This is a genomic window from Capnocytophaga sp. oral taxon 336 str. F0502 (assembly GCF_000411575.1).
Lineage (GTDB): Bacteria > Bacteroidota > Bacteroidia > Flavobacteriales > Flavobacteriaceae > Capnocytophaga > Capnocytophaga ochracea.
On record NZ_KE150490.1, the window covers coordinates 137,167 to 163,161 of the forward strand.

Below are 25,995 nucleotides of genomic sequence, written 5' to 3' on the forward strand. Positions count from 1 at the left end.
ATATGTCAAAATTTACAAAAAAGAAAAGTGGCGAAACGCCCGCTGTTTCTACGGCTTCTTTGCCAGATATCATCTTTATGCTTTTGTTCTTCTTTATGACAGTAACAGAATCTAAAGATAGTGATTTGATGGTACAAAATAAGTTGCCAGTGGCAGATCAGGTACAAAAATTGGACAAGAAAGACCCAGTTGTGTACATTTATGCAGGGAAACCACTTCCTAAGTATCAGGCTAAGTTTGGTGTAAACGCTAAAATCCAAGTGAACGATAAATTCATTGATGTTTCGGAGGTAAGCCACTATATATTGAATTATAGAGAAGGTTTACGCGATGCACTAAAAGATGTATTTATGACCGCTTTGAAAGTAGATGCTGATACCAATATGGGATTAGTGAGTGATATTCGTGAGAAATTACAAGATGTTAATGCCTTGAAATTGACTTATATCGCTCGTGAAGGTTCTCCTTTAAATCAAAAATAAATAAGAAACATATTTCTGTGTTAAAAAGACTACCTTAAAAATTAGGGTAGTCTTTTTTTGTTATTATCAATAAAAATATTACTTTTGCATTATTAAAACAAGTTAATAGTAATTATTTATGAGAAAAATCGTTTTACTTTTTGGATTACTCCTCAGTGCAGGAGTAGCTTCAGCACAGTCGTTTGGGGCTGGTGATGTACAAATTAATGGAGGTCTTGGTGTTTCAGGTCCAGGAGCTATGATATATGGTTCAGTGGACGTTGGGATTAACGACCAAATAACTGTAGGAGGTGAGTTATTTTACCGTGGTAGAAACTACAATAGCGTAAAATACAATAATATAGGTGTTTTAGCTACGAGTAATTACCACTTCAATAAACTTATAAGAAGACTTCCTTCAAACGTAGATTTGTACGGTGGTTTAAGTTTGGGATATTACAATTGGAATAATGATTATAAATATGACAATTGGGATCCTTATTATGACTCAGGATTTGCAGTGCGTCTTCAAACAGGGGGGCGTTACTTCTTTACAGAAAACTTCGGTGTGAATGCTGAGTTGTTTGTAGAACACAACTCTTTTGCAACAGGAGGTTTTAAAGCAGGTGTTACTTATAGATTTTAATAACTTAAAAAATGAAAAAAGGGACTTCTGAGGGAGTCCCTTTTTTATTATGTTTTTTTAGCTTCTTTTAGTAAGTAAGCTCTGAATAAACGCAATTCGTCCCAACTGTATCTTTCTTCTGTCTTTTCATAAAGACTTTTCAGGGTAGTAAGTTCTTCGTTTTCTTTAAAAATTGTATTCAGTTCATTGATAGTTTCCTCAGGAAGTACCTCAGTAATAGCAATTTTGTCTTGTTCTATGCATTTGGCTATGTGAGAATAGATAGTAGCCTGTGATAGTGTACGCTCTTTGGCTATTTCGGCTACTGTTTTACCTTCTTTCCAAAACTGAAGTGTAATATCATAAGTAGAGCGTTTTTCCTTCTTGGGCTTATCGTCTTTGGAGAGAGGATATTCGCCTATAAAGAGTTTTTCGTTCTTTAAAATATTATTAATTTTTCCGGTGAGTTCACTGTACAAAGTTTCTAATTTGGCTGAATGTATCTTTTCTTTATCAAAAGGTTGGTCGGATTGTACTAATTGTATCATTTGTTCTAAGCGGAAGAGCTTCTTTAGCGTTTCGGAAAGACTATTGTCTAACTCTTTTAGTTCGGTGAAAAATTGTTTGACTTTTTTCTGATTGGCTATCTTTCCTTCAACTAATAGCACTTCATACCACAATTGTTCTAAGAGCGGTGTAAAATAAGTGATACCTTTGGCTACGCGTTCGAAAATATGCTGAACATCGGTTGCATTATTGAAAAGTGTTTTGAGTTGCTTGATGAATTTTTCGGAGACGGTAACGAGTTCTTGCACTCTTACTAACTGCTGTGATGCCCAATCTTTATATAGGTTCTTATTGCCAATTTCACCTGAATAACTATTGCGGTGTAACACCCATTCTTCTAAAAGAGTATTCCATTGGAAAGTGTTTAGAATATTCTCCTGCAAAAATTCGGTTTTTCCTGTATAACAAGCGGTTTGTACTTCTTTTTCGGAGGCTTTGTTCTCGGCATAACCTATCACTTCACCATTGTTGTTGATACCATTAGCACTTACTGAGGAAAGCAAAATCAAGCCGTCTAACGAGCGCAGGCGCGAAAATGCTACATAGGCTTGACCTGAGGCAAATACGCTTGCCAAATCTAAGATGGCTTTCTCGAAAGTGAGCCCTTGACTTTTGTGTATGGTAATTGCCCACGCCAAGCGCAATGGGTATTGGGTAAACGAGCCCAGGCGCTCTTCTTCTATATCTTTGCTTGTTTCATTCAGTTTATATCGTACGTTTTCCCATTCGTAGCGTTCGACGTTTATGACCCTTCCACCGTCTAATTTCACGGTAATTTCACCTTCGGAAAGAGAGACCACTGTACCCATCTTTCCGTTGAAAAACAGGTGTTCTCCTGAAATGTCATTTTTGATGAACATTACTCTTGCGCCTTCTTTTAGCTGAATGACTTTTTCGATAGGGTAGAGGTATTCGGGAAAATCATCAACAATATCAGCCTCGTAAGAGAATAGGGGAGAAGTGAGCTTACTCATTTCGCGTTGGTTCATTGCATCGGCTTTAGCGTTGTGAGTGGTAAGAGTGATATAATCTTTTAGGTGTTTTTTAGGGAAATCTGGCTGTACATACTTTTCTAACTGTTTGATATCGTCAGAGGTAAGTTGGTTTTCACGCAAGTGATTTAAAATGGAGATAAATAGCTTATCAGTTTGTCGGTAAATGGTTTCGAGTTCTACATATAGCAAAGGATTTTGAGTTATGACTTCGGACTGAAAAAAATACATTCCTTTATAATAATGTTTGAGCACTTCCCATTCCTCTTGTTTAACTACGGGGGGCAACTGTAATAAATCGCCGATGAAGAGCACTTGTACGCCTCCGAAGGGTCGTTTGTCTTTTCGGATAAACTGCAACATATAGTCCATAGCATCGAGCACATCGGCACGGAGCATACTCACTTCATCTACAATTAGCAATTCCATATTGCGGATAACCTGCTGTTTATTTTTGTGCATTTGGAAGTGTTTTCGCAAAGAAAATTGGTTTTCGAAGCGCAAGAATTCATTCACAATAGGGGGATTGCTGAGTGTTGGTAAGAAAGAAGCAAAAGGGAGTTGGAACATCGAATGAATGGTTACGCCACCAGCATTGAGAGCAGCAATACCCGTAGGGGCAACTACCACCGTATTTTTATAACAAGTATTGATGATTTTGTGTAGCAGAGTAGTTTTACCTGTTCCTGCTTTCCCTGTGAGAAAAATATTTCTATTTGTTTGATTTACAAGTGTAAGTACGTACTCTTCCATACCATTTGTTTGGTTGTTATCATTTAAAACGCAAAGATACGAAACTTATTTTAATTAGCAAATTAACAAATTAGGTGTGAACTACACAGCCAAATTTTGGTAGGAAGGAGGGTAGGTTTAGCTTATAGAAAGCTTATAGGAAGCTTATAGGAAGCTTATACGAATCTTGGACGATTGGTATAGAAAGGGTATATAAATAGTTGAAAGTGAATGGTTAAGAGTGAACGTTTTTTTGTAAAAAAGGTACTGAAAAGTAATTGTAAAGGAGTGGATAAATAAATCTTTTTTACTTTTCTTTTGTTACTATTAATTTTTTTTGCTACTTTTGTCACATTAATAATCAACCTTTAAAAATATTCACAGCTATGATTAAAAAAATCTATCAAGTAGCCATAGGCATTGCTGTATGTCTTGGCTTTGTGGCTTGTAACTGCAATCAAGCTACTTCTAATGAGAATAAGAGTAGAAGTTCTTATCAAATTAAAGTAACTACCCCCCCCCGTCCAGCTGGGCAAACAGATGTACTAAACCTTACTACACCTAAAATGGATACGGTGCGTATAGGAATCATCGGTCTTGGAATGCGCGGACATAGTGCGGTAGAACGTTATATGCACGTGCCCGGAGCGAAAGTTACAGCTATCTGCGATATACGTCCTGAAATGGTAGAAAAAGCGCAACAAGTAATTGAAAAAGCAGGGCATAAGCGTGTAGCCCAGTACACAGGTGATGAAAATGCTTGGAAAGCGCTATGTGAGAGCAAAGATGTAGACCTCGTGTACATTGTAACTGACTGGAAACATCACGTACCAATGGCGCTTTATGCTATGGAACACGGTAAACACGTGGCAATAGAAGTGCCCGCAGCTCTTGATATGGAACAGATTTGGGCATTGATTAATATGAGTGAAAAGAAACGTTTACACTGTATGATGCTTGAGAACTGCGTGTATGACTACTTTGAAATTACTACTCTTAATATGGCACAACAAGGGCTCTTGGGTGAAGTGATTCACGGCGAAGGTTCTTATATTCATAACTTAGACGACTTTTGGACTGAGTATTGGAACAACTGGCGTTTAGACTACAATGTTAAAAATCGCGGAGATATATACCCTACGCACGGTATAGGTCCTGTATGCCAAGCGCTTAATATTCACCGAGGAGACAAGATGAACTATTTGGTTTCATTCGATACGCACGCTTTTAGAGGTAAAGAAGTCTACAAACGCGTAATGGGCAAAGAAGATCCTAACTTCCAAAACGGTGACCTTACTGTTACAATGATTAAAACTGAAAAAGGGAAAACCATACAAATACAACACGATGTGGTAACACCACGTCCATATTCACGTATGTATCAGCTTACTGGAACAAATGGATTCGCGAATAAATATCCAATAGAAGGTTATCTTATTCAGCCAGAAAGTATAGCAAAAGACGAAGTGCCTAACCACGAAAATCTTTCGACACACAGCTTTATGCCCGAAGAGGCTAAAAAAGCAATGATGGAAAAATACAAACCGCGTATTCTTAGAGAATTGGAAACTAAAGCAAAAGAAGTGGGCGGTCACGGAGGTATGGATTTCATTATGGACTATCGCCTCATCTACTGTTTGCGCAATGGTTTGCCTTTGGATATGGACGTGTATGACCTTGCTGAATGGTGTTGCTTAGCTCCTCTTTCTAAACTATCATTAGAAAACGGTAGTGCTCCTGTAGAAATACCTGATTTTACTCGCGGAGCTTGGAATAAACAAAAAGGTTACAAACACGCGTTTGCTAATTAGAATCCCCACCCCTTTCCCTCCCCCAAGGGGAGGGGGTAGGATAATATATTTTTCTAACTATTTATATTGCATTCTCTCTTCCTTGGGAGGGGGCGAGGGAGGATTATATAACTTATGTCAAACGTATTACGTCTTCCTGCGGAACAACTATATGCAAAAGAATTAGAGGCTTTAAAAGAAGAGGATAAAAAACAAGAAAAGCCCATAGGCTGGCAATTGTCGCCTAAAGCTGTGCTGAAATTTGTAACTGGAGGTACTGCCAGCGGGGTAGAGATTACCCCTAAATATATCGGTCATAACCGCTTGGTGGAGATAGCTATAGCTACACTCCTTACCGACCGCTCACTATTGCTTATAGGCGAGCCAGGAACCGCCAAATCGTGGCTTTCCGAGAACCTTACTGCAGCCATTTGCGGTGATTCGGGCAAAGTGATTCAGGGTACTGCGGGCACCAGCGAAGAACACATTCGCTATTCGTGGAACTACGCAATGCTCTTGGCTAACGGGCCATCGCACGAAGCCTTACTTAAATCACCTATTTATCGCGCGATGGAAACAGGGACTGTCGCTCGTTTTGAGGAGATTTCACGTTGTGCCTCCGAAGTGCAAGACGCACTGATTTCTATTCTATCGGAGAAGAATATTGCCATTCCAGAACTCAGTGAAGAATTACCTGCTCAGCGCGGTTTCTCTATTATTGCCACAGCTAATACCCGCGATCGTGGTGTAAACGAAATGTCATCGGCACTCAAAAGACGTTTCAACATTATTGTGCTACCTGCCCCTGCTACTTTAGAAACTGAAGTGTCTATCGTAACCAAGCGCGTAGCCGAGATTTCTAACAATTACAAACTGAAAGCTGCCTTGCCAAGCAATGAAGCTATAGAGAAGATTGTAACTATTTTCCGCGAATTGCGCGAAGGAGCTACTTTAGACGAAAAACAAAAGCTCAAATCTCCTAGCGGAGTTATTTCTACCGCCGAAGCTATTTCGCTTATCACCAATAGTATGGCATTAGCAGGCAGTTTTGGCAACGGCACTGTTACCGATGAAGATTTAGCATCAGGATTGCAAGGAGCTGTAGTAAAAGATGAAGATAAAGATAAAATGGTGTGGAAGGAATACCTTGAAAATGTAATGAAGAAACGTGGAGCATCGTGGCGTGAACTTTATAACCAATGTTCAGCAATGAACAATTGATAATTGACAATTGATAATTATCACATTGGCAAATTGGCAAAATTACACATTTCCACATAGTAATAAATAAGTGAATTGTATTCAGGGTGTGCTTGAATCCACTGATGCAAGATAGGTATAAAGGTGGCGATAATCTCTTTATCGCCACTTTCTAATATATGTTTGCTATAAGCAATATAGATTTGTTCTGCCAAAGGCATAATAAGTATACCTTGGTATGACTTAGGTGCGAAATCCTCAGCGCGCAGAAACGGTATCACGTCAGTAATTACTTCCAAATATTCCTCACGATCTTTATACGCTTTGTGCAACTGCTCTGCTAAGGCAGAAAACGCTTTTGAAGGCATCGTGAAATACATACCTTTCAAATTCTCGTACAGCACATCAATAAGCGCTATTTTTCCTGTTTTGCGCAACTGTGCAAAGAACTTCACGTATTGCCAAAGCAGTTGGTCAGTGATGAGCACTTCTTCAATGCTAAAACGCAGGTTTTTGAGTGCTTGCACATATTGCAGAAAAGTGTCTAAGTCGTTTTCGACTACTGCCCTCTTGCAAAAATCGTAATACACCCAGCCCAACGAATATTTGTTGATACTGCTATCGTTTTCCTTAAATTCCTCAAGAGCGATGCGCAACGCCTCTTCTAAGTCACCTGCTTTGCGCAAAGCCGTTACCTCACTTATCATCATTTCTTTACAACTCTAAAAAGGGTGATTTTCTCATTGCCCGAAGCAACCATAGTTTGCTCATCTACAAAGAGTAGCGCGTGATAGACTTTATCTGAAAGTTGTTGCCAGCTCCTACCTTGGTCGTTAGAGAAGAAAAGACCATTAGGCGAAGTTGCCACCAAAGCATTTCCCTCACTATTAGGAATGTATTGCACACAACTGGCATAGCCAATAGCCTTGTCGGTCGCGATAGGCTGCCAAGTTTTACCCCCATCAAAAGTGAGTGCGCCAGAGCCTTTGCGCTCTGTAGGTTGTTCATAATCGCCACCGAGAACAATACCCTGCTGGTCCTTGTAGAAAGCTATGGTGAAAGCCCCTTGAGTAGCTTGCCCTTGGGCGAGAGGTAGGGTAGCGAGGGCTTGCCATTTATAGCCCTTGTTGTCAGAGAACAACACCCTGCTCTTACTGCCGCCTGTTACTACCCATAGTTTGTTGCCATAGTGCGCCAAAGCTGAGTTGCTAGCTGCGAATACACTTTCACCCTCTTCGAGTTTGGGTGATTGTGACCACGAGAGTTTCGTCCATTGTTGTCCGCCGTTGAGCGTTGTTACTACCGATAGGCGATTATCGATAGGGTCGCCTATAGCGATGCCAAATTGGTCGTCCGTAAAGCGCAATACATCGTAAAATACATCGGGGTGTTCCTCGCGATACACTTCTTCCATACCACTTTGTTCTGCTTTGTAGAGCAATGCAGGGTTGCCGATAGAGAACATAAAAAAGTTCTGACTCGTTGCTGCCACCGCGCGAAAATCTGAAATCACCCCGCGATTCTTCAAGTTAGAAGTCGCAATGGTTTGGTTTTGCGTGTTGATAAAACCAAAGGTAGCATCGGAGCCTGCAAAAGCTACGTTTTTCTCTAAGAGTACCATTGCACGCACGCTTATTTTTTCCAATGAAAAAGACTTTACCTCCACCAATTCGATAGTAGTGTCCTTATAAGGATTAGAGTGCTTACACGCCCCAAGGCAAAGCAATGTAAAAATAATAGCAATATGTTTCATATCTCAGTGATAAACAAGGACAAAAATAGTGTTTTTGGTTCAAATAACAAAGAAAGGATATATTTTTTCTCAACACTGACACGATTTGTCACAGTAACGCCCTACTTTTGCACTGTGAAACTAAAAAGACAATCATTACTAAAACTTTTTTGAACAATTCTAAGACGTATTTTAGAGAGGATTAGAGAATCTTTATCACTTCTCCTAAGTCCAAATACACTAAATATTTTCCTTTTACTTGCCAGCCTATGGCTGTTAGGTTTTGTTGGTAATGCTGTAGTTGGGTGCAGTATTGGTCGTTGGGTTGTCCGGTTTTGTAATCTATGATATAGACTTCGCGAGTGGTGGGGTTGTAGGCAAGCCGGTCGGGACGGAAATAGTTGCCGTTAGCGTCTATAAATTCACGTTCGGTAAAATATTCGTAGTCCTTGCTAAAGAAAGGTGCTAAAGTGCTGTCGCTAAGCAATCGTGCCATTTGAGGTTGCAATAACTCGTATTGTTCGGTAGTAATAGTGTCCTCTTGTAGTGCATCGTTGAGCACAGCGTCGAGGTCGGTAGCGTAAGTGATTTTCGAGAATAACTCGTGAATGAGGTTGCCGCGCTCCAAGGCTTCTTGTTGGTGAGTGTCCCATAGCAGGGAAGCCCCTGTCGCAATCTTGTAGTTCGGATGCTGCCAACCTTTTTGGAAAGGAATAGATGATTCTTCTGTAGCTTCTTTCTCTTTCTTCTTAGGAAATACAGCACTTCCAAAGGTATATTCCACTACATCGCTATTCCACTGTCCGTTTTCTTCTAAAAACTCTTTAAAGAGTGTGCCATAAGTCTCGGCACTGCTTTTGGAGAGTGAGGTGATTACATAGAGAAATGATTCGGGACGCGTCATCGCTACATATAACACATTTAGCTGGTCGAGGAGGTTTTGTTCGTGTAGTTGCATCATAAGCTCTTCGGCTTGTGCGTCGTAATTCACTAAGCTTTTATTGCTGTTTACCAGCAGATAGTCAAAACCGTTAAACTGCTCGTGATTTACGGGAAACCAAAGTTTTTCGGTGTGAGTATCGATGAGTTTGCTATCGGCAAAAGCGTAGATAATCACGGGGGCAGAAAGTCCTTTGCTCTTGTGAACCGTCATCACGGTAATGGCGTTTAAACCTTCGGGTGAACTGATGCTGAGCTTTTCTTGTTGGTCGTCCCAGAACTCTAGAAAATCAGCTAAACCTCCTTTGCGTGCATTCTTAAAATCGAATACAATATCCATAAAGTGAGTGAGATAAGCATCGGAAGGGCGAGCGAGATCAAAACAATTCACCGCCAAAGCTACTCCTTCGTATAGAGAATATTGGTTGAACAACTCTATAGAAAACTGAAAATCGGCAAGGAAAGTGTTTATGGGTTCTTCTACATATTTGCTGAGGAATAGGTGAGGGTCTTTCGTTTCTTTAAAACGAAGATAATCAAAGAGTAATTGCAGTTTGAGTTCTTTACTTTCAGGGTGGTAGAGCAAACGTAATAGGGTGATGAGAAACTGTACCGATGCCACGTTTTTCAGAAATAGCGAATCGGGGGAAATTACATTTCTTTGTTGTTCTGAAAGGAAAGAAGCTACGGCAGCCCCTTCGCGGTTTGTTCGCACCAATATAGTAATATCCTTATCGGCAGCCCCTGCTCGGTTAGCGTGCTCTATTTTTTCTAAAATTGCTTCACAATAACTCCGTTCGCGCGGTGAAAGTACTACAACATTGCTGTTGTCTTCTTCTGTAGGCACTTCTTCTTCTCCGACTTCTATAAACGAAAGATTGAAATAGCCTTCGGGTAAGGATTGGTCTCTTTTGTTTTTGGGATAATCCTGTATGGAGTTCTCATAAAGTTTTTTGTATGTATCACTTTGGAAAAGGTCTGCAGCAAACTTAAAAAAATGGTTGTTAAAATCGATAATGGCTTCTAAACTGCGAAAGTTTTCATTGAGGTCTTTCACTTCTCCTTTGATGCGGAAAGGGTTTACTTCATTGTTATACAGACTCATAAACTGCTCCGCTTTTCCTCCTCGCCAACGGTAAATCGATTGTTTGGCATCGCCTACAAGTAATACCGACCCGCACTTATTGTTCACCTCACTTTGCACTGCATTGAGGATAAGCGGTATAAAGTTTTGCCATTGCAGTACTGAGGTGTCTTGAAACTCATCGATAAAATAGTGGCGGAATTTCTCACCGATACGCTCGTAGATAAAAGGTGCAGGCTGATTGCTGAGCTCTGAGGAAATCACTCCGTTGAACTCCCATATAGGCAAGATGTTTTCTTCTTCTTTAATGTTCTCTATTTCTTTTTGTATGCGGTTGAGTAAAGCCAAAGGCACAACATATCTCAGTGCGTTGTTCGCAAAGGCAAGAGCACCAAAAGCCTTTTTGATTGCCAAAAACAAGTTGGCAATCATCTCTTGCAAACTATCTATCAGAACAGTGTCGTACTTCTTAGCCGCTGAACCAGAATAAAGAGGTTCGCCTTCTAATAGATTGTTTTGCCAACCACTGCCCCACGAAGGCTCCTTAGAGTTGTCGGCAGTGAGGTTATCGAAGAATTTGTATAAATGTCCTCCATTAAAAGCGCCTTTATCCAAACCGTGCTCACACATCAGTTGCATAAAGTCTTGGGCAGAAGTTTTAATGCTTTTCAGGGCATTGTTGCGTTGTTTGAGTAAGGTATTTTTAAGGGTTAGAAAATCAGGTATTTCCTTGTCTTTCAGTGATTGTAATTGCTCGTAATGGTTCTCATTGGTAAGCATTTCAGCTACGCCTAATAATTCTTTAGTAGTATCCCAACTCTTGTCGTCATCTATCTTTTCATTGGCAAAATCGATGAGCAATTGGGTAAGCTCGGGGTCGTTTCCTGCCTGATTCATCAAATTATCAACCGCTCGCTCTAGTAAAGCCTTGCTGTCCAACTGTACTTCAAAGAAAGGATTGAGATGCAAATCCTGTGAAAAGTGGCGTATCAGTTGGTGATTGAACCCATCGATAGTACTGATATTAAAGGCCGCGTAATTGTGCAGTATATGCTCCAAAGCCTTAGCCGAACGCGTTCTCAGTTCTTCGTCGGGGAGATTCAATTCCTTTGCTAATTCAGTAAACATAGTGTGAGGTTTAGTGAGCATTTTGTCCTCACTGAATACCCCCAATAACTCTATGATGCGGTTCTTCATTTCAAAGACCGCCTTATTGGTAAAGGTAATAGCGAGTAACTGCCTAAACAAATCGGGTTGCTTACTGCCGAGAATAATTCTCAGATAAGCTTTCACCAGACTGTAGGTCTTTCCAGACCCTGCCGAAGCGTTGTATATAGTATAATTTGCTGAAGGTGTATTCATTTTTTACCTCTTACCTTAAAACTGCGCTGCAGGAGCAGTATCGTTGTTGAGCTTCTTGTCTACCGAATTGTTCTTTCCTTTGGAGAAATCGTAGCTAACCCCTAATACAAACATATTGCGGTTGTTCTCTATGTACGTATAGCTATGCTGGTTTACCAAACCTTCGTAACTGCTCTTCATCTTGTATTCCGAAGGCATTCCTAACCAAAACACACCACCTTTAAGTGTCCAACTACCTAACTGGTATTCTATAAAAATATCATTGTTATTTTCATAAGTGCTCATAGTGTTGCCGTCTATGTAATAAATAGGAAAGTTGAAACTGTAATCTACCCTCAAATCTTTATAGGTAAAAGTAAGTGATAGGTTGTTGTCGATATAATCATTGCGAGCGCGTAGTCCAGCATCAGTAACCAAAGTCTCACGTGTAGGGGCTATATTAGCTGAAAATACAAATAAATCATTCCTTAATGGTTTAAAAGTACCATCTAATGAAAAGCCAAACTCCTCGTGATATTTACTGTTTTCATAAGTGCTGAGTAGTCCATTGCGTACAGGGTCTTTGATATAAATATCAGTAATTACTCGTTGGGTGTTTTTGTAGAAGGGTTGAAGGTTAAAATCGGTGTACTCATTGTTGAAAGTATAAGAGAGTCCAGCCCAAAATATATGTTGTGATTTTAGGTAAGGATTTCCTGTCTCCAAGATGTTCGGCGCTTGTTGTGCTATATTGCTACTGAGTTCTGCACTACGCGGACTGCGGGGTACATAGTAACTTGTGAGGCGCAAACTCTGGTTATTAGCTAATTCATAACCCAACACTACCTTCGGCGTAAACACCCATTCGGTAAAAGTGTTTTCGGCACTACGGTTGTGGGTGTGGGTAAGCCCAGCACTGGCTCTGTACATAAAATTAGCCTTTTTGCCTACAAACTCGGTGTACAAATACTGATTGGTATAGGTAACATCGTAAGCCGAAATACCTGCCAAGTTACGTAAGTCGTTGTCGATAAAAGTACTGCTAATGCGGTAGCCCGAATTGAGTTTGCCTATAGTAAACTGATGAGTATGTGCTACTTCACCTACCCAACCGCGTTGTTTTACTTTCAAATTCATATCATCGTCGTACACATTCTGCTGGGTTGCGGTCTCCCATTCTTTTGAGAGGTTCTCTTTGGTAGTGTTGTAATAACTCCCCACGGCGTTCACGCTCAATTCATCACGTCTGCCTAATTTTTTAGAGAAGTATAGGTCTACTTTGGGGCGCAGCCAGTGGTCGTGACTTTTACCTGATAATGTGTGATGGCTAATGGTTGTACCTTGTGTAAATAGGTTTATGCCATTGCTATGTGCAGAGCGATTCAAAAGCTCCATTCCTGCTTTAACTTGAAAATTGTAGTTTTGTGGTACTACTGCGCTATAACGTACCGAAGCGTTGTGCGCATTATAGCTAAACCCTGATTTTGACTGTTGGTCGTTTGCATAACGCACACCCGATAGTTCATAATCGGAATGTTTTTCATAGTATCTATCGTTGTAATCGCGAAACTCCAATTTGTATTCCACTCCCAACGTATGCTTGCCTTTGGTGTAGTTACCATAAGCCGAAGCATCTACAAAACCCGTAGTAAATGCCGAAAGCCCATCTACCCCTACCGAATACCCTTCTTCAGCCGAACGTGTGATGATGTCCACCACAGTATCAGCCCTATTGCTCCAGCGCGCAGGCGGAATATCGTAATAGTCTATGCGTGCCACGTTTTGAGGGGCGATACCGCGTATTTGCAGGTCGGTTACTTCTACACCATTTACCAATACCAAGAGCGTACCCCTTTTAAGGGTAGCAATCTGGTTGGTTACAGGATTGAGGTGCAGGTTAGGCAAACTGCGCAAGAGGTCTTTGGCATAGCGTGCTTGTTCCACAGCTTTCTTTTCAAAGGTAAAACTCGCCTTATCGGTATATTGTGTTTTGTGCTGTGCTTTTACAATTACCTCATTGAGCACAATCGTATCCAAAGGTGTTTCAGGCACTACTTCTTGCGCTGTAGTGGTCATAAAATAAACTAATAGTAAGCTGGTTAAAAGGAGTTTCATAGTGTTAATCTTTCTAATTTTGCAGGGTCATTTCTATTATCCCAAAAAGAAAGTATTTCAATTCTGTCGGTTATGCGGTAAATAATAGAGAAATTTTTAAGAACTAATAGACTCCTTATCTTGAAATATGGAGTGCTCAAATAATGCTCTTGTCCAATAAAGGGATTATATATAAGCAAATCCTCACTTTTCTCCACTTCATTCATAATTTTTATAGAATAAGAGTTTGATTTATTATGGTTTGTCCAATAAGACAAAATATCATAATACTGCATTTCTGCTTCTGGTGTCCATTCTAATTTCCACATACTATTTCACGTGCTTTTTTTCTAACTTCAGTATAAGGTTTTAACAATCCATTATTAGCTTGTTCAATACCTCTTTCTATGGAAGTTAATTGTGCTTCAGTGAAATGTGTTTCACTCCTTTCAAAAGAGATTTGTTGTTCCTTGAGCCATTCTTCTACTAAAAGTTGCTCTTCTGTGTTTAAAGGTTGTACTAATATATTCATAGTTTTTTAGGTATATTGTTAAGGATAATTAGTTGTATAGTTCCTTTTATCCTGCAAACTCGTCTAACATATCCAAAGATGGTACAAAGAAAAGTGTTCCTGTTTCGGCTGTGCTGAAATCTAATAAGCGGTCGTAATTGCCAGCGGGATTGCCTATAAACATATTGGTAAGCATCTTTTCTACCGTGCTAAACGTATTGGCATAGCAGATGAAGTAAGTGCCCATTTGGTGACTTACGGGGTCGTGGAAAGGCATATTGTCTCTCACTACTTTCAAATCATCGCCTACATTGGCAAGTGCCGAGTGCGCATTGGTAGGCTTGGTATCCTCGTCCATTTCTATGTCCATTTCTTTGCTACGCCCTATTACTTTTTCTTGTTCGCTAACGGGGAGCGCACGCCAAGCGTTCATATCGTGTACGTATTTTTGTACGAATAGATAACTTCCTCCTTGGTAATCGGGGTCTTCATCACCCACTACCGCAAACTGTTCGCGTTCTGCGCCACGCGGGTTTTCGGTACCGTCTACAAAACCGATGATAGCGCGTCCGTCCCAATATCTAAAACCTTGTACGTTTACAATACCATTGGCGATGGGTTGCATTACCTTGCTAATGGCAGCTGCCATATCGTAAGCCAAGCTGGGGTTGTGTGCGCGGATATGAAAGTGTAAGTCGCCTTCGGTGGCTACAGCGATGTGTTTACTACCTCTGATGGGCTCAAAATCTTTGAGTTCTTTGGGGAGCGGTTTGGGTAACCCTAAAGTAAGCCACGCCCTATGGCTAATGCCTATGGTTACACTGGCACGACCTTCAGGAAAGCGGTCGGCTACCGAGTTGTTGAGGTTTCCTACCAAACCACATACTTTTGCAAAAGTATTATTAAGCAATGTCTTGTCTATATCTTTTTTAAATGCCCATACCAAAAATATGGTATTGTTATTAGGCAAGTCTGTTACATTCTGATAATTCATTATATTAAGTACTTTTAATTTTTTAGGGATATTTCACGTGCTCTTTTCTTAACTTCAGTATAAGGTCTCAACAATCCGTTATTAGCTTGCTCAATACCTCTTTCTGTGGAAGCTAATTACCCTCTTGTGAAATAAGTTTTTCTTCTGTCAAAAGAAATCTGTTTTTCCTTGCACCATTCTTCTACTAATAATTGCTCTTCGGTATGTAAAGGTTGTGTACTATGATGTTCATAGTTCATTCATTTTATAACTCCCTAAATTCACTAATGTTCTACCGAATAATCGTTTGAGTTCTATCAGGCCCCACCGATACTACTTTGATGGGCACTTCGAGTTCTTTCTCTAAGAAACTGATATAATCCAAAAGTTCTTTGGGTAGTTGCTGGTAATTGGTGAGTTTGGTAAGGTCTTGTTGCCAGCCTTTGAGTTCCGTATATATGGGCGTTACGTTCTGTTCTTCTATATTGTAAGGCAAGTGCTTGATTTCTTTTCCTTTATAAAGATATGACGTACATACTTTTAAAGTCTCAAAACCGCTGAGCACATCGGCTTTCATCATTGTAAGTTCGGTAACTCCGTTTACCTGTACAGCGTATTTAAGGGCTACCAAATCAAGCCAACCACAACGGCGACGCCTACCGGTAGTGGCTCCAAATTCGCGACCTACTTGGGTCATTGTTTCGCCCACTTCGTCAAACAGTTCGGTAGGGAAAGGTCCACTGCCCACACGAGTAGTATAAGCCTTAAAGATACCTATTACCTCACCAATACTGCGAGGGGCTACACCTAAGCCCGTACAAGCTCCAGCAGCCGTTGTGTTCGACGAGGTTACAAACGGATAGGTGCCAAAATCAATGTCCAACATAGAACCTTGTGCTCCTTCGGCAAGTATTTTCTTACCCTTTTTGAGGGCTTGGTATAGGTATTCTTCACTGTCGATAAGCTGAAACTCTTTCAGCACTTTTATCGCTTCAAAAAACTCGGCTTCCAACTCTTGTAGGTTATACTGAATATCTACCTTGTAGTTAGCGAGCATTTCTTTGTGTTTATCGGTGAGGTTACGGTAACGCTCGTTAAAGTCACTGAGCTCTATATCGCCTACGCGCAAGCCGTTACGACCTGTCTTATCCATATAAGTAGGTCCTATGCCTTTAAGAGTAGAACCTATTTTAGCTTTACCTTTGGAAGCTTCCGAAGCAGCATCTAAGAGGCGGTGGGTAGGTAAGATAAGGTGTGCTTTACGAGAGATAAGCAAATTCTGTTTCAAATTTACCTCGTAAGGAGCGAGTGCCTCTATTTCTTTTTTGAAAATGATAGGGTCTATCACTACCCCATTGCCTATAATATTTACAGCACCTTTGTGGAAGATTCCCGACGGAATAGTGTGTAACACGTGTTTAATACCGTTAAATTCAAGAGTATGCCCTGCGTTAGGACCTCCTTGAAAGCGTGCGATAATGTCGTAGTTTTGCGTAAGGACATCTACTATTTTCCCTTTTCCTTCGTCTCCCCACTGAAGACCTAATAATAAATCTACTGCCATTTTTGTTTCTTTTATTTAGTTGCTCTCTCTTCTTTTGGGGCATCTGCTTTGCGTGTACCGTAAAAATAAAGAGAGTGATTGCTAATATTAATGTTAAAAACCTCTTCTATGGTTTTCTGTATTGCTTGAATACGAGGGTCGCAAAACTCCACAATCTCACCCGTATCGGTAAGGATTACGTGGTCGTGCTGACGGTCAAAATACGATTTCTCGTAATACGCTTGGTTTTGTCCAAACTGATGTTTGCGCACCAAACCACATTCCAGCAAGAGCTCAATCGTGTTGTAGAGGGTCGCTCTACTCACCCGATATTTTTTCTTTTTCATATTTTCATAGAGCGTCTCTATGTCAAAATGGTCGTTGTATTCGTAAATCTCCTTCACAATCGCATAGCGTTCAGGGGTCTTACGGTGTCCGTTGTCTTCCAAATATTTGGTAAGTACCTTTTTTACAATCTCCAAGTTCTCTTCGGAGGTGTTTTTTTTATCTTTCTCAGCTATATTTTTCATATATTAAATATGTTTTTCAATAAAGGGCAAAAGTACTATTTATTTTTCAGAAAACAAAACACTACTATTATTTTTCAAAGCAAACACACCTCAGCCTCGCTACATTCGCCCTTTTAGCATTGCATCAACTCCTCCTTTGAAGGTAGCCAGCGATAGCTGGGTATGTGCACTGCGAGAGCGGAGTATGTGTAAAGGGAGAGGTTTGTCACCTTTTCCAGCTTGTCCCCCTTCGGGGGCTCAGGGGCTTACCGAATAAATGCCTCGCTACATTCGCCCTTTTAGCATTGCGTCAACTCCTCCTTTGAAGGTAGCCAGCAATAGCTGGGTATGTGTAAAGGGAGAGGTTTGTCACCTTTTCCAGCTTGTCCCCCTTCGGGGGTTCGGGGGCTTACCGAATAAGTGAGTCGCTACATTCGCCCCTTTCCTTCATACTCCCTCCTAGTGCCTATGTCCTAAGGCCTAGCACCTCTTCCTCTTTCTTTCGCCTCGAAACCCTTATTTTAACATTTTTAGCCTTGTTGTATTGTGCTATGAATCAATTATTTGTATACCCTTTCTATACCAATCGTCCAAGATTCGTATAAGCTTCCTATAAGCTCTCTATAAGCTAATCCCACCCTCCTCATAGTCTTTTTTCACCAAAATCTCTCTCAATCCTCTTCCGAACTTCTCCGTTTCCTTCCGAATTCCTCAACCCTTCCCCATTTGCTAATTTCTCTTTTCCGTCACTACATTCCCCCTTTGAAGGGGGCTAGGGGGATGTTTTTCTTCTATTGTCTAGTACCCCTCCTCATTTACTAATTTCCTCATTTTCTAATTCTCTCATTTCCTCATTTTCTAATTCTCTCATTTACTAATTTCTGGCATTATTGGTATTAAAAAATTATTTCCTACCTTTGCAGTCTAAATTCATTGAACAGCATATATGAAACTTCAAAACATTATCATTACCATAGCCTCGCTATTCACATTGCAAAGCTGTATCAAAAGCGAAGCCCCAAATACCGAAGCCGATATCCTAACCTGTGAGGTCGACGGCAATCTGCTCATTCGTGAGCCCATAATCCAAAACACTGAGGTAAAACTCTATGTAACCGATTTAGATAAAGTAAAAAACCTCGCCCCTCGCTTCACCCTTACACAAGGGGCAACTATCAGTCCTACCAGTGGTACAGCACGCAATTTTTCTACCCCTCAAACTTATGTGGTAACCTCTGAGGACGGTAATTGGCAGAAAACTTATAAAGTGAGCTGTCTTACTAACGAAATTATCGCTCACTATCACTTCGAAAACGCTCGTGTTACTGATGGTTACTACACTTTTTACGATACCTCAGTAAGCGGACAAGAAATCGCTTGGAGTAGCGGAAATGCAGGTTTTAAATTTACCAACAGTAATGCTAAACCCGATGAGTTCCCTACAAGTCAGAGTGAGAGTGGATACAGAGGGAAATGCGTGAAACTCGTAACACAAAGCACAGGGGTTTTAGGAAAAACTTTTGGTGCTCCTATCGCAGCTGGTAATCTCTTCACAGGAAGTTTTGAAATAAATTTGTTCACCCCTGCAAAATCTACCCATTTCGGGATTCCTTTCAAAAGAAAACCTACCCATCTCTCAGGATATTACAAATACAAAGCTGGTGAAAAACTTACCGATAAAAACGGCAATGTAATACCTAACCAAAAAGACAAATGTGATATTTATGCAGTGCTCTACGAGGTAACTTCTCAAGAGCCTCATTTAGACGGTACTAACATCAAAACGCACAATAATATAGTGTTAATGGCACAACTAACCGACAAGAGAGAAACCGATAATTGGGTACAGTTCTCTATTCCTTTTAAAACAATAAAAGGTCGCTCTATCGATGCTAAAAAACTAAAAGAAGGAAAGTATAGTCTCGCTATAGTGCTTAGTTCCAGTGAAAAAGGCGCTGATTTTACAGCAGCCGTAGGTAGTACTCTTTATGTAGATGAAATGCAATTGTCTTATGAATAATGAAGTTATGAAAAAGAATATCGTTATTGTATGCTTAATGCTATTGAGCTGTTTTTCATACGCGCAAAACGAACGTACTGAAACGCTTGTACAATCAGAAGCTAAAGGTTGGGAATACGAACTAAAAGCTGGCGTAAATATAGGAGGTGCAAGCCCAATACCACTCCCTAAAGAAATAAGGAAGATAAAGGGATATAGCCCAAAGTTTAATGGCTCATTTGAAGGGACTGTAACCAAATGGCTTACTCCTAAATGGGGTATCTCAGCTAGCTTACGATTCGAAGAAAAGGGTATGGAAACCGATGCAAATGTAAAGAACTACGGAATGGAGATTATAGAACAAGGTAACCACGTAGCGGGCTATTGGACGGGTGATGTACATACTACCTACAAAAGTTCATTTGTTACCCTGCCCATATCACTGAACTATCGCCTTGCTAATCGTTGGAAACTGCGCTTAGGTACATTCGTTTCTTATCGTATGGACGGCAATTTCTCAGGCTATGTTACCGAAGGTTATTTACGAGAAGGTAGTCCTATCGGTGAGAAAGTAAGTTTCACTAACGGACAGATAGCCTCTTATGATTTTAGCAATCATCTCCGCCATTGGCATTGGGGCACACTGATAGGAGGCTCTTGGCAAGCGTTCAAGCATTTCAATATCAATGTTGAATTATCCTATACAACAAACAATATTTTCAAAAAGGACTTTAAAACAATTACTTTTGATATGTATCCTATCTATATGAATATAGGTTTTGGGTATCACTTTTAAGCACTTTATAATATCTTAATCCTTAAAGGAATATATGACAAAGTTATTTGTAAAAAATATGGTCTGCCATCGTTGTATAATAGTACTCGATGAACAGTTAAAAGCATTAGGCTTAACACCACAAAGCATCAATTTGGGTGAAATTACTTTTACACAGGAACTTTCGTCTGATGAGATACAAGCTATCAAACAAGCTCTCTTACCCTTAGGATTTGAGGTGATGAACGATAAGAAAAGTGTTGTTATTGAAAAAATAAAATCTATCATTATCAATTTGGTACATCAGCAAGACAACAAACTATCGTTTAACCTTTCTGAAATACTCAGCAGTGAATTAGGTCGAGATTACGGGGCTTTATCGCGTTTGTTTTCTGAGGTAGAAGGCAGAACTATTGAAAAATTCTTTATTGCTCAAAAGATTGAGAGAGTAAAGGAACTCTTAGTATATGACGAACTGACGCTTAGTGAAATAGCTTATCAACTCAACTATTCAAGTGTAGCGCACTTAAGCAATCAGTTTAAAAAAGTTACAGGACTCACCCCTAGCTTTTTCAAGCAGATAAAAGATAACAAACGTAAGTCTTTAGATGAGGTTTAAAATCTTACAAATTAAATACAAAATTGTGTAATATCCAAGTAGATGTTTTGCTGTATCTTTGCAGTGTAAAACAAATAACTTTTTAACATTTACAATTTATGGAATACAATATAGAAGGTATGGGGTGCACAGGTTGCGCCAATACCGTACAAAAAAAGCTCTCTGAAGTAGCAGGCGTAACAGCCGTTACCGTAGATTTCGCTACTAAAAAAGCTACTGTCGAAACCGATAGAGAAATCCCTTTTGAAGCTCTTGAAAAAGCCTTAGAGGGTACTCATTATAGCATTCATCAGGCTTCAAATTCTGAAGGCTCTGGTGTTTTCTATTGTCCTATGCACTGCGAAGGCGATAAAACCTACGACCACCCTGGTGATTGCCCTATATGTGGTATGCACTTGGTAGAACAAGTAGGAGGAGCTCAACAACAACATCATCATCACCACGAAAAATCCCCAAAAAAAACTAAAGGCTCTGGTGTTTTCTATTGTCCTATGCACTGCGAAGGTGATAAAACCTACGACCACCCCGGTGATTGCCCTGTATGTGGTATGGATTTAGTAGAGCAAGTAAGTACAGAGGCTCCTGAAGGTGAAAGTGCAGAAGACCAAAAACGCAAAAAGTTACGTCGTCATTTTTGGGGTGCTGTAGCCTTTACGCTCCCTATCTTTATCATCGCAATGAGCGGAATGTGGCACGACAATCCGCTGTATGAGCTAATGCCCGTAAGTGCTTGGAACTGGGTGCAGTTTGCGCTTTCTTTACCAGTAGTTTTCTATTTCTGCTGGATATTCTTCGAAAGGGCTTGGCGCAGTATCAAGACCTTGCACTTCAATATGTTTACCCTTATAGGGATAGGTGCTGGTGTAGCTTGGCTTTTTAGTGTAGTAGGACTGTTAGTCCCTGATATGTTCCCTGAACAATTCAAAGAACACGGCACAGTACACTTGTATTTCGAAGCTGCTACCGTCATTCTCACTTTGGTACTCTTAGGACAAGTGCTCGAAGCCGATGCCCACAGTCGTACCCAAAGCGCTATCAAAAAACTATTGAACTTAGCGCCTAATGAAGCTACTAAAATTATTCACGGCAAAGAAGTAACCGTCTCTGTAGAAGAAGTGAAAAAAGGCGATTTGCTTCGGGTAAAACCTGGGGAGAAAATCCCTGTTGATGGTGTAATTACCGAAGGCAGTGCCAGTATAGACGAGAGTATGATTACAGGCGAACCTATTCCTGCTGAAAAAGAAGTGGGCAATAAGGTATCGGCAGGTACGCTCAACGGTATGCAGTCCTTTGTGATGCAAGCCGAAAAGGTAGGTAGCGATACCCTGCTCTCTCAAATCGTACAGTTGGTACAACAAGCCAGCAGTAGTAGGGCTCCTATTCAAAATTTAGCCGACAAGATAGCCTCTTACTTTGTACCTATTGTGATAGGTATTTCAGTGCTTACCTTTGTGATATGGTCAGTTTTTGGAGGTGAAAATGCTTACGTATACGCCCTGCTCAATGCCGTAGCAGTATTGATTATCGCTTGTCCTTGTGCACTCGGTTTAGCCACCCCTATGTCGGTAATGGTAGGCGTAGGCAAAGGAGCTCAAAACGGTATCTTGATACGCAATGCCGAAGCCTTAGAAGTGATGAACCACGTCAATACTTTGGTTGTAGATAAAACGGGTACCCTCACCGAAGGTAAACCCAGTGTGAGTCGCGTGCTCACTTTTGGCAATACTACCGAAAAAGACTTGCTACAAACGCTTTACAGTCTTAACAAGCAAAGCGAACACCCGCTTGCCAAAGCTACCAATACATATGCTCAAGCACAAGGTATTACTTCCTTACCTTTCACCCACTTTGAAGCCATAGCGGGCAGAGGAGTAAAAGCCTCTTTTGAAGGAAAAGATTATTTCTTTGGCAACGAACGCCTAATAGAAGAACTCGATATTGCTTTGCCCGAAGAAGTAAGCACTGCTGTAAAAGCGGAACAGGCGCAAGGAAAGACCGTTTCGCTCGTAGTCGTAGAAAACCAAGTGATAGGGGCAGTCGCCATAACCGATAAAGTAAAAGCTTCTACTGCTGAAGCGATACAAGAGTTGCAAGACTTAGGGGTAGAAATCGTGATGCTCACCGGTGATAATCCGCTTACAGCTGAGGCTGTAGCCAAAGAAATAGGTATCACTCAGTACAAAGCGGGAATGCTTCCTCAAAACAAGCAAGAGCAAGTAGCGCGTTTGCAAGCGGAAGGCAAAATCGTAGCAATGGCAGGTGATGGTATCAACGATGCTCCTGCTTTGGCACAAGCTAATGTAGGTATCGCAATGGGTAACGGAACTGATATTGCGATAGAAAGTGCTAAAATCACTTTGGTAAAAGGCGATTTGAGCGGAATTGTAAAAGCCAAAAAACTCAGCAAAGCGGTGGTGAAAAACATACGCGAAAACCTTTTCTTTGCGTTAGTGTATAACAGCGTAGGTATTCCCGTTGCGGCAGGGGTACTATACCCTATCTTTGGTATCCTTCTTTCTCCTATGTTGGGTGCTTTAGCAATGAGCTTTAGCTCTGTAAGTGTTATAAGTAATGCTTTAAGATTAAGAAGAACGAAATTATAAAGAATAAAAAAAGCGATACAGAATGTTAATATCCTCTTAATAAATCAATTTCAGCTACTAACTCTTATTTCCTTCTTTAAACCGAATATAAATTAAGGTTTTTGTTCATTTTTTATTGTACAACTGATAAAAATGCCGTACTTTTGTAGCGAAATTGTTTAACGTAATATATACATATATAAAACTATAAAACGAATGGCAGGATTATTTAAAACATCTGTTGCAAGAAAGGTGGCGATGGCTCTTTCGGCACTCTTTCTCATTCTCTTTCTAATCATTCACTTTGCGGTAAACATCACCTCTGTGATTAGCGAGAGTACTTTCAACGAGCTATCTCATTTTATGGGCACCAATCCTCTTATTCAGTTTGCTTTGCAACCTGTATTGCTCGCTGGGGTGTTGTTCCACTTCATTATGGGATTTGTCTTGGAAATCCAAAACAAAAAAGCTCGTGGTAGTGAGGCATATTACAGCTATAATGGGGGTGCTAACTCCACTTGGATGTCTCGTAATATGATTATCACAGGAGTGGTGATTCTTCTCTTCTTAGGGTTGCACCTCTATGATTTTTGGGTAGGCGAAATGAACTACAAGTACATCGAGCAATTACCTCCAAACCCCGACCGCTACTACGGAGAATTAGTAGAGAAATTCCACAACCCTGTGCGTGTAGGTATTTATGTGTTAGCCTTTATCGCTTTGGCTTTGCACTTGCTACACGGCTTTCAATCATCTTTCCAATCTATGGGCTGGAAAGACGATGAGCGCAAAAAGTTTATCAGTTGCGTTGGCAATTGGTATTCTTACATTATCTGTGGAGGCTTTATCTTCATCGCCCTCTTCCATTACATTAAATTTTTAACAGCTTAATCTTATGAGTACATTAGATTCTAAAATTCCTGAAGGTCCTATAGCGGACAAATGGACGAAATATAAAGACCATATCAACCTCGTAAACCCTGCTAACAAGCGTAATATCGATGTGATTGTGGTAGGTACTGGCTTGGCAGGAGGTTCGGCTGCAGCTACCCTCGCTGAATTAGGCTACAACGTGAAAGCATTTGCTTACCAAGATTCTCCTCGTCGTGCGCACTCTATCGCCGCTCAAGGGGGTATCAATGCCGCTAAAAACTATATGGGCGATGGCGACTCTATCTATCGCTTGTTCTACGATACTGTAAAAGGGGGCGACTACCGCGCTCGTGAAGCAAACGTATACCGCCTTGCTGAAGTATCTGGCAACATCATCGACCAATGTGTGGCGCAAGGCGTACCTTTCGCTCGTGATTACGGCGGACTCTTAGACAACCGTTCTTTCGGTGGGGTATTGGTTTCTCGTACTTTCTATGCCAAAGGTCAAACAGGACAACAGCTCTTGCTCGGTTGCTATGCCGCAATGAATCGCCAAATCGCTCGTGGTAAAATTGATATGTACAACCGCCACGAAATGCTCGATGTGGTAATCGTAGACGGCAAAGCTCGTGGTATCATCGCTCGTAACCTTGTTACTGGCGAAATTGAACGCCACTCTGCTCACGCTGTAGTTATCGCCTCTGGTGGTTATGGTAATGTATACTTCCTTTCAACCAACGCGATGGGCTCTAATGCTACCGCAGCTTGGAAAATCCACAAAAAAGGTGCTTACTTTGCTAACCCTTGCTTCACTCAAATTCACCCTACTTGTATCCCTCGTTCAGGTGACTATCAGTCTAAATTGACATTGATGTCTGAATCTTTGCGTAACGACGGACGTATTTGGGTACCTAAGAAAATGGAAGATGCAGTAGCGATACGCGAAAAACGCAAAAAACCTACTGAAATCCCTGAAGAAGACCGCGATTACTACTTGGAGCGCCGTTACCCTGCTTTCGGTAACCTCGTGCCTCGTGACGTGGCTTCACGTGCTGCTAAAGAGCGTTGCGATGCAGGCTATGGTGTAAACGAAACAGGTGAAGCTGTTTATTTGGATTTCTCCTCTGCTATCGAACGTTACGGTAAAGAACAATGTAAAATCCACGGGGTAGAACCTACTAAAGAAGAAGTTACTAAACGTGGTGAAAAAATCGTAGAAGCCAAATACGGTAACCTTTTCCAAATGTACGAAAAGATTGTAGCCGAAAACCCTTATAAAACACCAATGATGATTTATCCTGCTACTCACTACACTATGGGTGGTATTTGGGTAGATTACAACTTGATGACCACTATTCCTGGTTGTTATGCTATCGGTGAGGCAAACTTCTCCGACCACGGGGCAAACCGCTTAGGGGCTTCTGCCTTGATGCAAGGTTTAGCTGATGGTTACTTTGTATTACCTTACACTATTGGCGATTACTTATCTGCTGATATCCGTACCGGTAAAATCCCTACTGATACCCCTGAATTTGACGAAGCAGAACGCATCGTAAAAGAGCGTTTGGCTTACTTCATCAACAATAAAGGTACGCACTCTGTAGATTACTTCCACAAAAAACTTGGTAAAGTGATGTGGGATAAAGTAGGTATGGCGCGTAACGCTGAAGGCTTGAAAGAAGCTATCAAAGAAATACGCGAAATACGCGAAGATTTCTGGAAAAACGTAAAAGTACCTGGTGAACTCACTGGTATGAACGTAGAGCTTGAAAAAGCGGGTCGTGTAGCCGACTTCCTTGAACTTGGTGAGCTTTTTGCCAAAGACGCTTTAGAGCGTAATGAGTCTTGTGGTGGTCACTTCCGCGAAGAGTATCAAACTCCTGATGGTGAGGCCCTCCGCGACGACAAAAACTATGCTTATGTAGCCGCTTGGCAATACACTGGTAATCCTAAAGAAGTAGTGAATACCTACAACCCTAGTGAAGAGGTAATGCATAAAGAACCTCTTGTATTTAAAGATATTGAACTTAAACAACGTAGTTATAAATAGAAAG

Annotated in this window: 20 protein-coding genes and 1 pseudogene; 10 read left to right on the plus strand and 11 right to left on the minus strand. The window is 40.8% G+C overall.

What is annotated here, in order from left to right; genetic code table 11:
* Positions 1 to 2: 2 nt before the first annotated feature.
* Together HMPREF1528_RS06440 and HMPREF1528_RS06445 are read left to right on the plus strand one after the other, a co-directional pair.
* Positions 3 to 482 (plus strand): ExbD/TolR family protein, encoded by a 480-nt coding sequence (locus HMPREF1528_RS06440; RefSeq protein ID WP_002673265.1) that lies wholly within the window; start codon positions 3 to 5, stop codon positions 480 to 482.
* Between the two features lie 118 nt (positions 483 to 600).
* Positions 601 to 1,107, plus strand: a complete 507-nt coding sequence (locus tag HMPREF1528_RS06445) for an outer membrane beta-barrel protein (RefSeq protein WP_009410900.1) — start codon at positions 601 to 603, stop codon at positions 1,105 to 1,107.
* Between the two features lie 47 nt (positions 1,108 to 1,154).
* On the opposite strand, the pseudogene HMPREF1528_RS06450 reads toward HMPREF1528_RS06445, so the two are convergent.
* Positions 1,155 to 3,401: pseudogene (locus tag HMPREF1528_RS06450) on the minus strand (helix-turn-helix domain-containing protein); the annotation flags it as partial.
* A gap of 362 nt (positions 3,402 to 3,763) precedes the next feature.
* Between HMPREF1528_RS06450 and HMPREF1528_RS06455 the strand changes: the two are divergent.
* Positions 3,764 to 5,188, plus strand: a complete 1,425-nt coding sequence (locus HMPREF1528_RS06455; RefSeq protein ID WP_016479100.1) for a Gfo/Idh/MocA family protein — start codon at positions 3,764 to 3,766, stop codon at positions 5,186 to 5,188.
* Positions 5,189 to 5,302: 114 nt separating this feature from the next.
* Positions 5,303 to 6,388, plus strand: a complete 1,086-nt coding sequence (locus HMPREF1528_RS06460; RefSeq protein ID WP_016479101.1) for an ATP-binding protein — start codon at positions 5,303 to 5,305, stop codon at positions 6,386 to 6,388.
* A gap of 20 nt (positions 6,389 to 6,408) precedes the next feature.
* Here the strand turns inward: HMPREF1528_RS06460 and HMPREF1528_RS06465 are convergent, their stop codons facing one another.
* From HMPREF1528_RS06465 to HMPREF1528_RS06505, 10 genes are all read right to left on the minus strand, one after another.
* Positions 6,409 to 7,077 (minus strand): hypothetical protein, encoded by a 669-nt coding sequence (locus HMPREF1528_RS06465; protein WP_034567923.1) that lies wholly within the window; start codon positions 7,075 to 7,077, stop codon positions 6,409 to 6,411.
* Entirely contained in the window at positions 7,074 to 8,120 is a 1,047-nt protein-coding gene (locus tag HMPREF1528_RS06470) for a WD40/YVTN/BNR-like repeat-containing protein (RefSeq protein ID WP_016479103.1), read from the minus strand. Before HMPREF1528_RS06470 ends, HMPREF1528_RS06465 begins: the two co-directional genes overlap by 4 nt.
* A 181-nt stretch (positions 8,121 to 8,301) precedes the next feature.
* Positions 8,302 to 11,484, minus strand: a complete 3,183-nt coding sequence (locus HMPREF1528_RS06475; RefSeq protein WP_016479104.1) for a UvrD-helicase domain-containing protein — start codon at positions 11,482 to 11,484, stop codon at positions 8,302 to 8,304.
* A 15-nt stretch (positions 11,485 to 11,499) separates the two neighbouring features.
* Positions 11,500 to 13,578 (minus strand): outer membrane beta-barrel protein, encoded by a 2,079-nt coding sequence (locus HMPREF1528_RS06480; protein WP_016479105.1) that lies wholly within the window; start codon positions 13,576 to 13,578, stop codon positions 11,500 to 11,502.
* The gene (locus HMPREF1528_RS06485; RefSeq protein ID WP_016479106.1) at positions 13,575 to 13,886 is read right to left on the minus strand and encodes a type II toxin-antitoxin system RelE/ParE family toxin; all 312 of its coding nucleotides are present in this window, start codon (positions 13,884 to 13,886) and stop codon (positions 13,575 to 13,577) included. The genes HMPREF1528_RS06480 and HMPREF1528_RS06485 overlap by 4 nt, the downstream gene beginning before the upstream one ends.
* The gene (locus HMPREF1528_RS06490; RefSeq protein ID WP_016479107.1) at positions 13,874 to 14,089 is read right to left on the minus strand and encodes a hypothetical protein; all 216 of its coding nucleotides are present in this window, start codon (positions 14,087 to 14,089) and stop codon (positions 13,874 to 13,876) included. Before HMPREF1528_RS06490 ends, HMPREF1528_RS06485 begins: the two co-directional genes overlap by 13 nt.
* A 46-nt stretch (positions 14,090 to 14,135) precedes the next feature.
* Positions 14,136 to 15,062 (minus strand): Dyp-type peroxidase, encoded by a 927-nt coding sequence (locus HMPREF1528_RS06495; protein WP_016479108.1) that lies wholly within the window; start codon positions 15,060 to 15,062, stop codon positions 14,136 to 14,138.
* Positions 15,063 to 15,178: 116 nt separating this feature from the next.
* Positions 15,179 to 15,301, minus strand: coding sequence for a hypothetical protein (locus tag HMPREF1528_RS13200; protein ID WP_009421682.1), 123 nt, complete (start codon positions 15,299 to 15,301; stop codon positions 15,179 to 15,181).
* A 32-nt stretch (positions 15,302 to 15,333) separates the two neighbouring features.
* Positions 15,334 to 16,605 carry an adenylosuccinate synthase gene (locus HMPREF1528_RS06500; RefSeq protein ID WP_016479109.1) on the minus strand — a complete coding sequence of 424 codons (1,272 nt, stop codon included), beginning with the start codon at positions 16,603 to 16,605 and terminating at the stop codon, positions 15,334 to 15,336.
* 11 nt (positions 16,606 to 16,616) lie between these two features.
* Positions 16,617 to 17,114, minus strand: coding sequence for a Fur family transcriptional regulator (locus tag HMPREF1528_RS06505; protein WP_002673241.1), 498 nt, complete (start codon positions 17,112 to 17,114; stop codon positions 16,617 to 16,619).
* 925 nt (positions 17,115 to 18,039) lie between these two features.
* Here HMPREF1528_RS06505 and HMPREF1528_RS06510 point away from each other — a divergent pair.
* From HMPREF1528_RS06510 to HMPREF1528_RS06535, 6 genes are all read left to right on the plus strand, one after another.
* Positions 18,040 to 19,113 (plus strand): PCMD domain-containing protein, encoded by a 1,074-nt coding sequence (locus HMPREF1528_RS06510; RefSeq protein WP_016479110.1) that lies wholly within the window; start codon positions 18,040 to 18,042, stop codon positions 19,111 to 19,113.
* Positions 19,106 to 19,888, plus strand: coding sequence for a porin family protein (locus HMPREF1528_RS06515; RefSeq protein ID WP_034567927.1), 783 nt, complete (start codon positions 19,106 to 19,108; stop codon positions 19,886 to 19,888). Before HMPREF1528_RS06510 ends, HMPREF1528_RS06515 begins: the two co-directional genes overlap by 8 nt.
* 34 nt (positions 19,889 to 19,922) lie before the next feature.
* Positions 19,923 to 20,486, plus strand: coding sequence for a helix-turn-helix domain-containing protein (locus tag HMPREF1528_RS06520; protein WP_009418002.1), 564 nt, complete (start codon positions 19,923 to 19,925; stop codon positions 20,484 to 20,486).
* Positions 20,487 to 20,584: 98 nt separating this feature from the next.
* Entirely contained in the window at positions 20,585 to 23,089 is a 2,505-nt protein-coding gene (locus HMPREF1528_RS06525) for a heavy metal translocating P-type ATPase (RefSeq protein WP_016479112.1), read from the plus strand.
* 195 nt (positions 23,090 to 23,284) lie between these two features.
* A complete protein-coding gene (locus HMPREF1528_RS06530) occupies positions 23,285 to 23,959 on the plus strand; it encodes a succinate dehydrogenase cytochrome b subunit (RefSeq protein ID WP_016479113.1) in 675 nt (224 codons plus the stop codon).
* A 4-nt stretch (positions 23,960 to 23,963) separates the two neighbouring features.
* Positions 23,964 to 25,991 carry a fumarate reductase/succinate dehydrogenase flavoprotein subunit gene (locus HMPREF1528_RS06535; protein ID WP_002673221.1) on the plus strand — a complete coding sequence of 676 codons (2,028 nt, stop codon included), beginning with the start codon at positions 23,964 to 23,966 and terminating at the stop codon, positions 25,989 to 25,991.
* Positions 25,992 to 25,995: the final 4 nt, after the last annotated feature.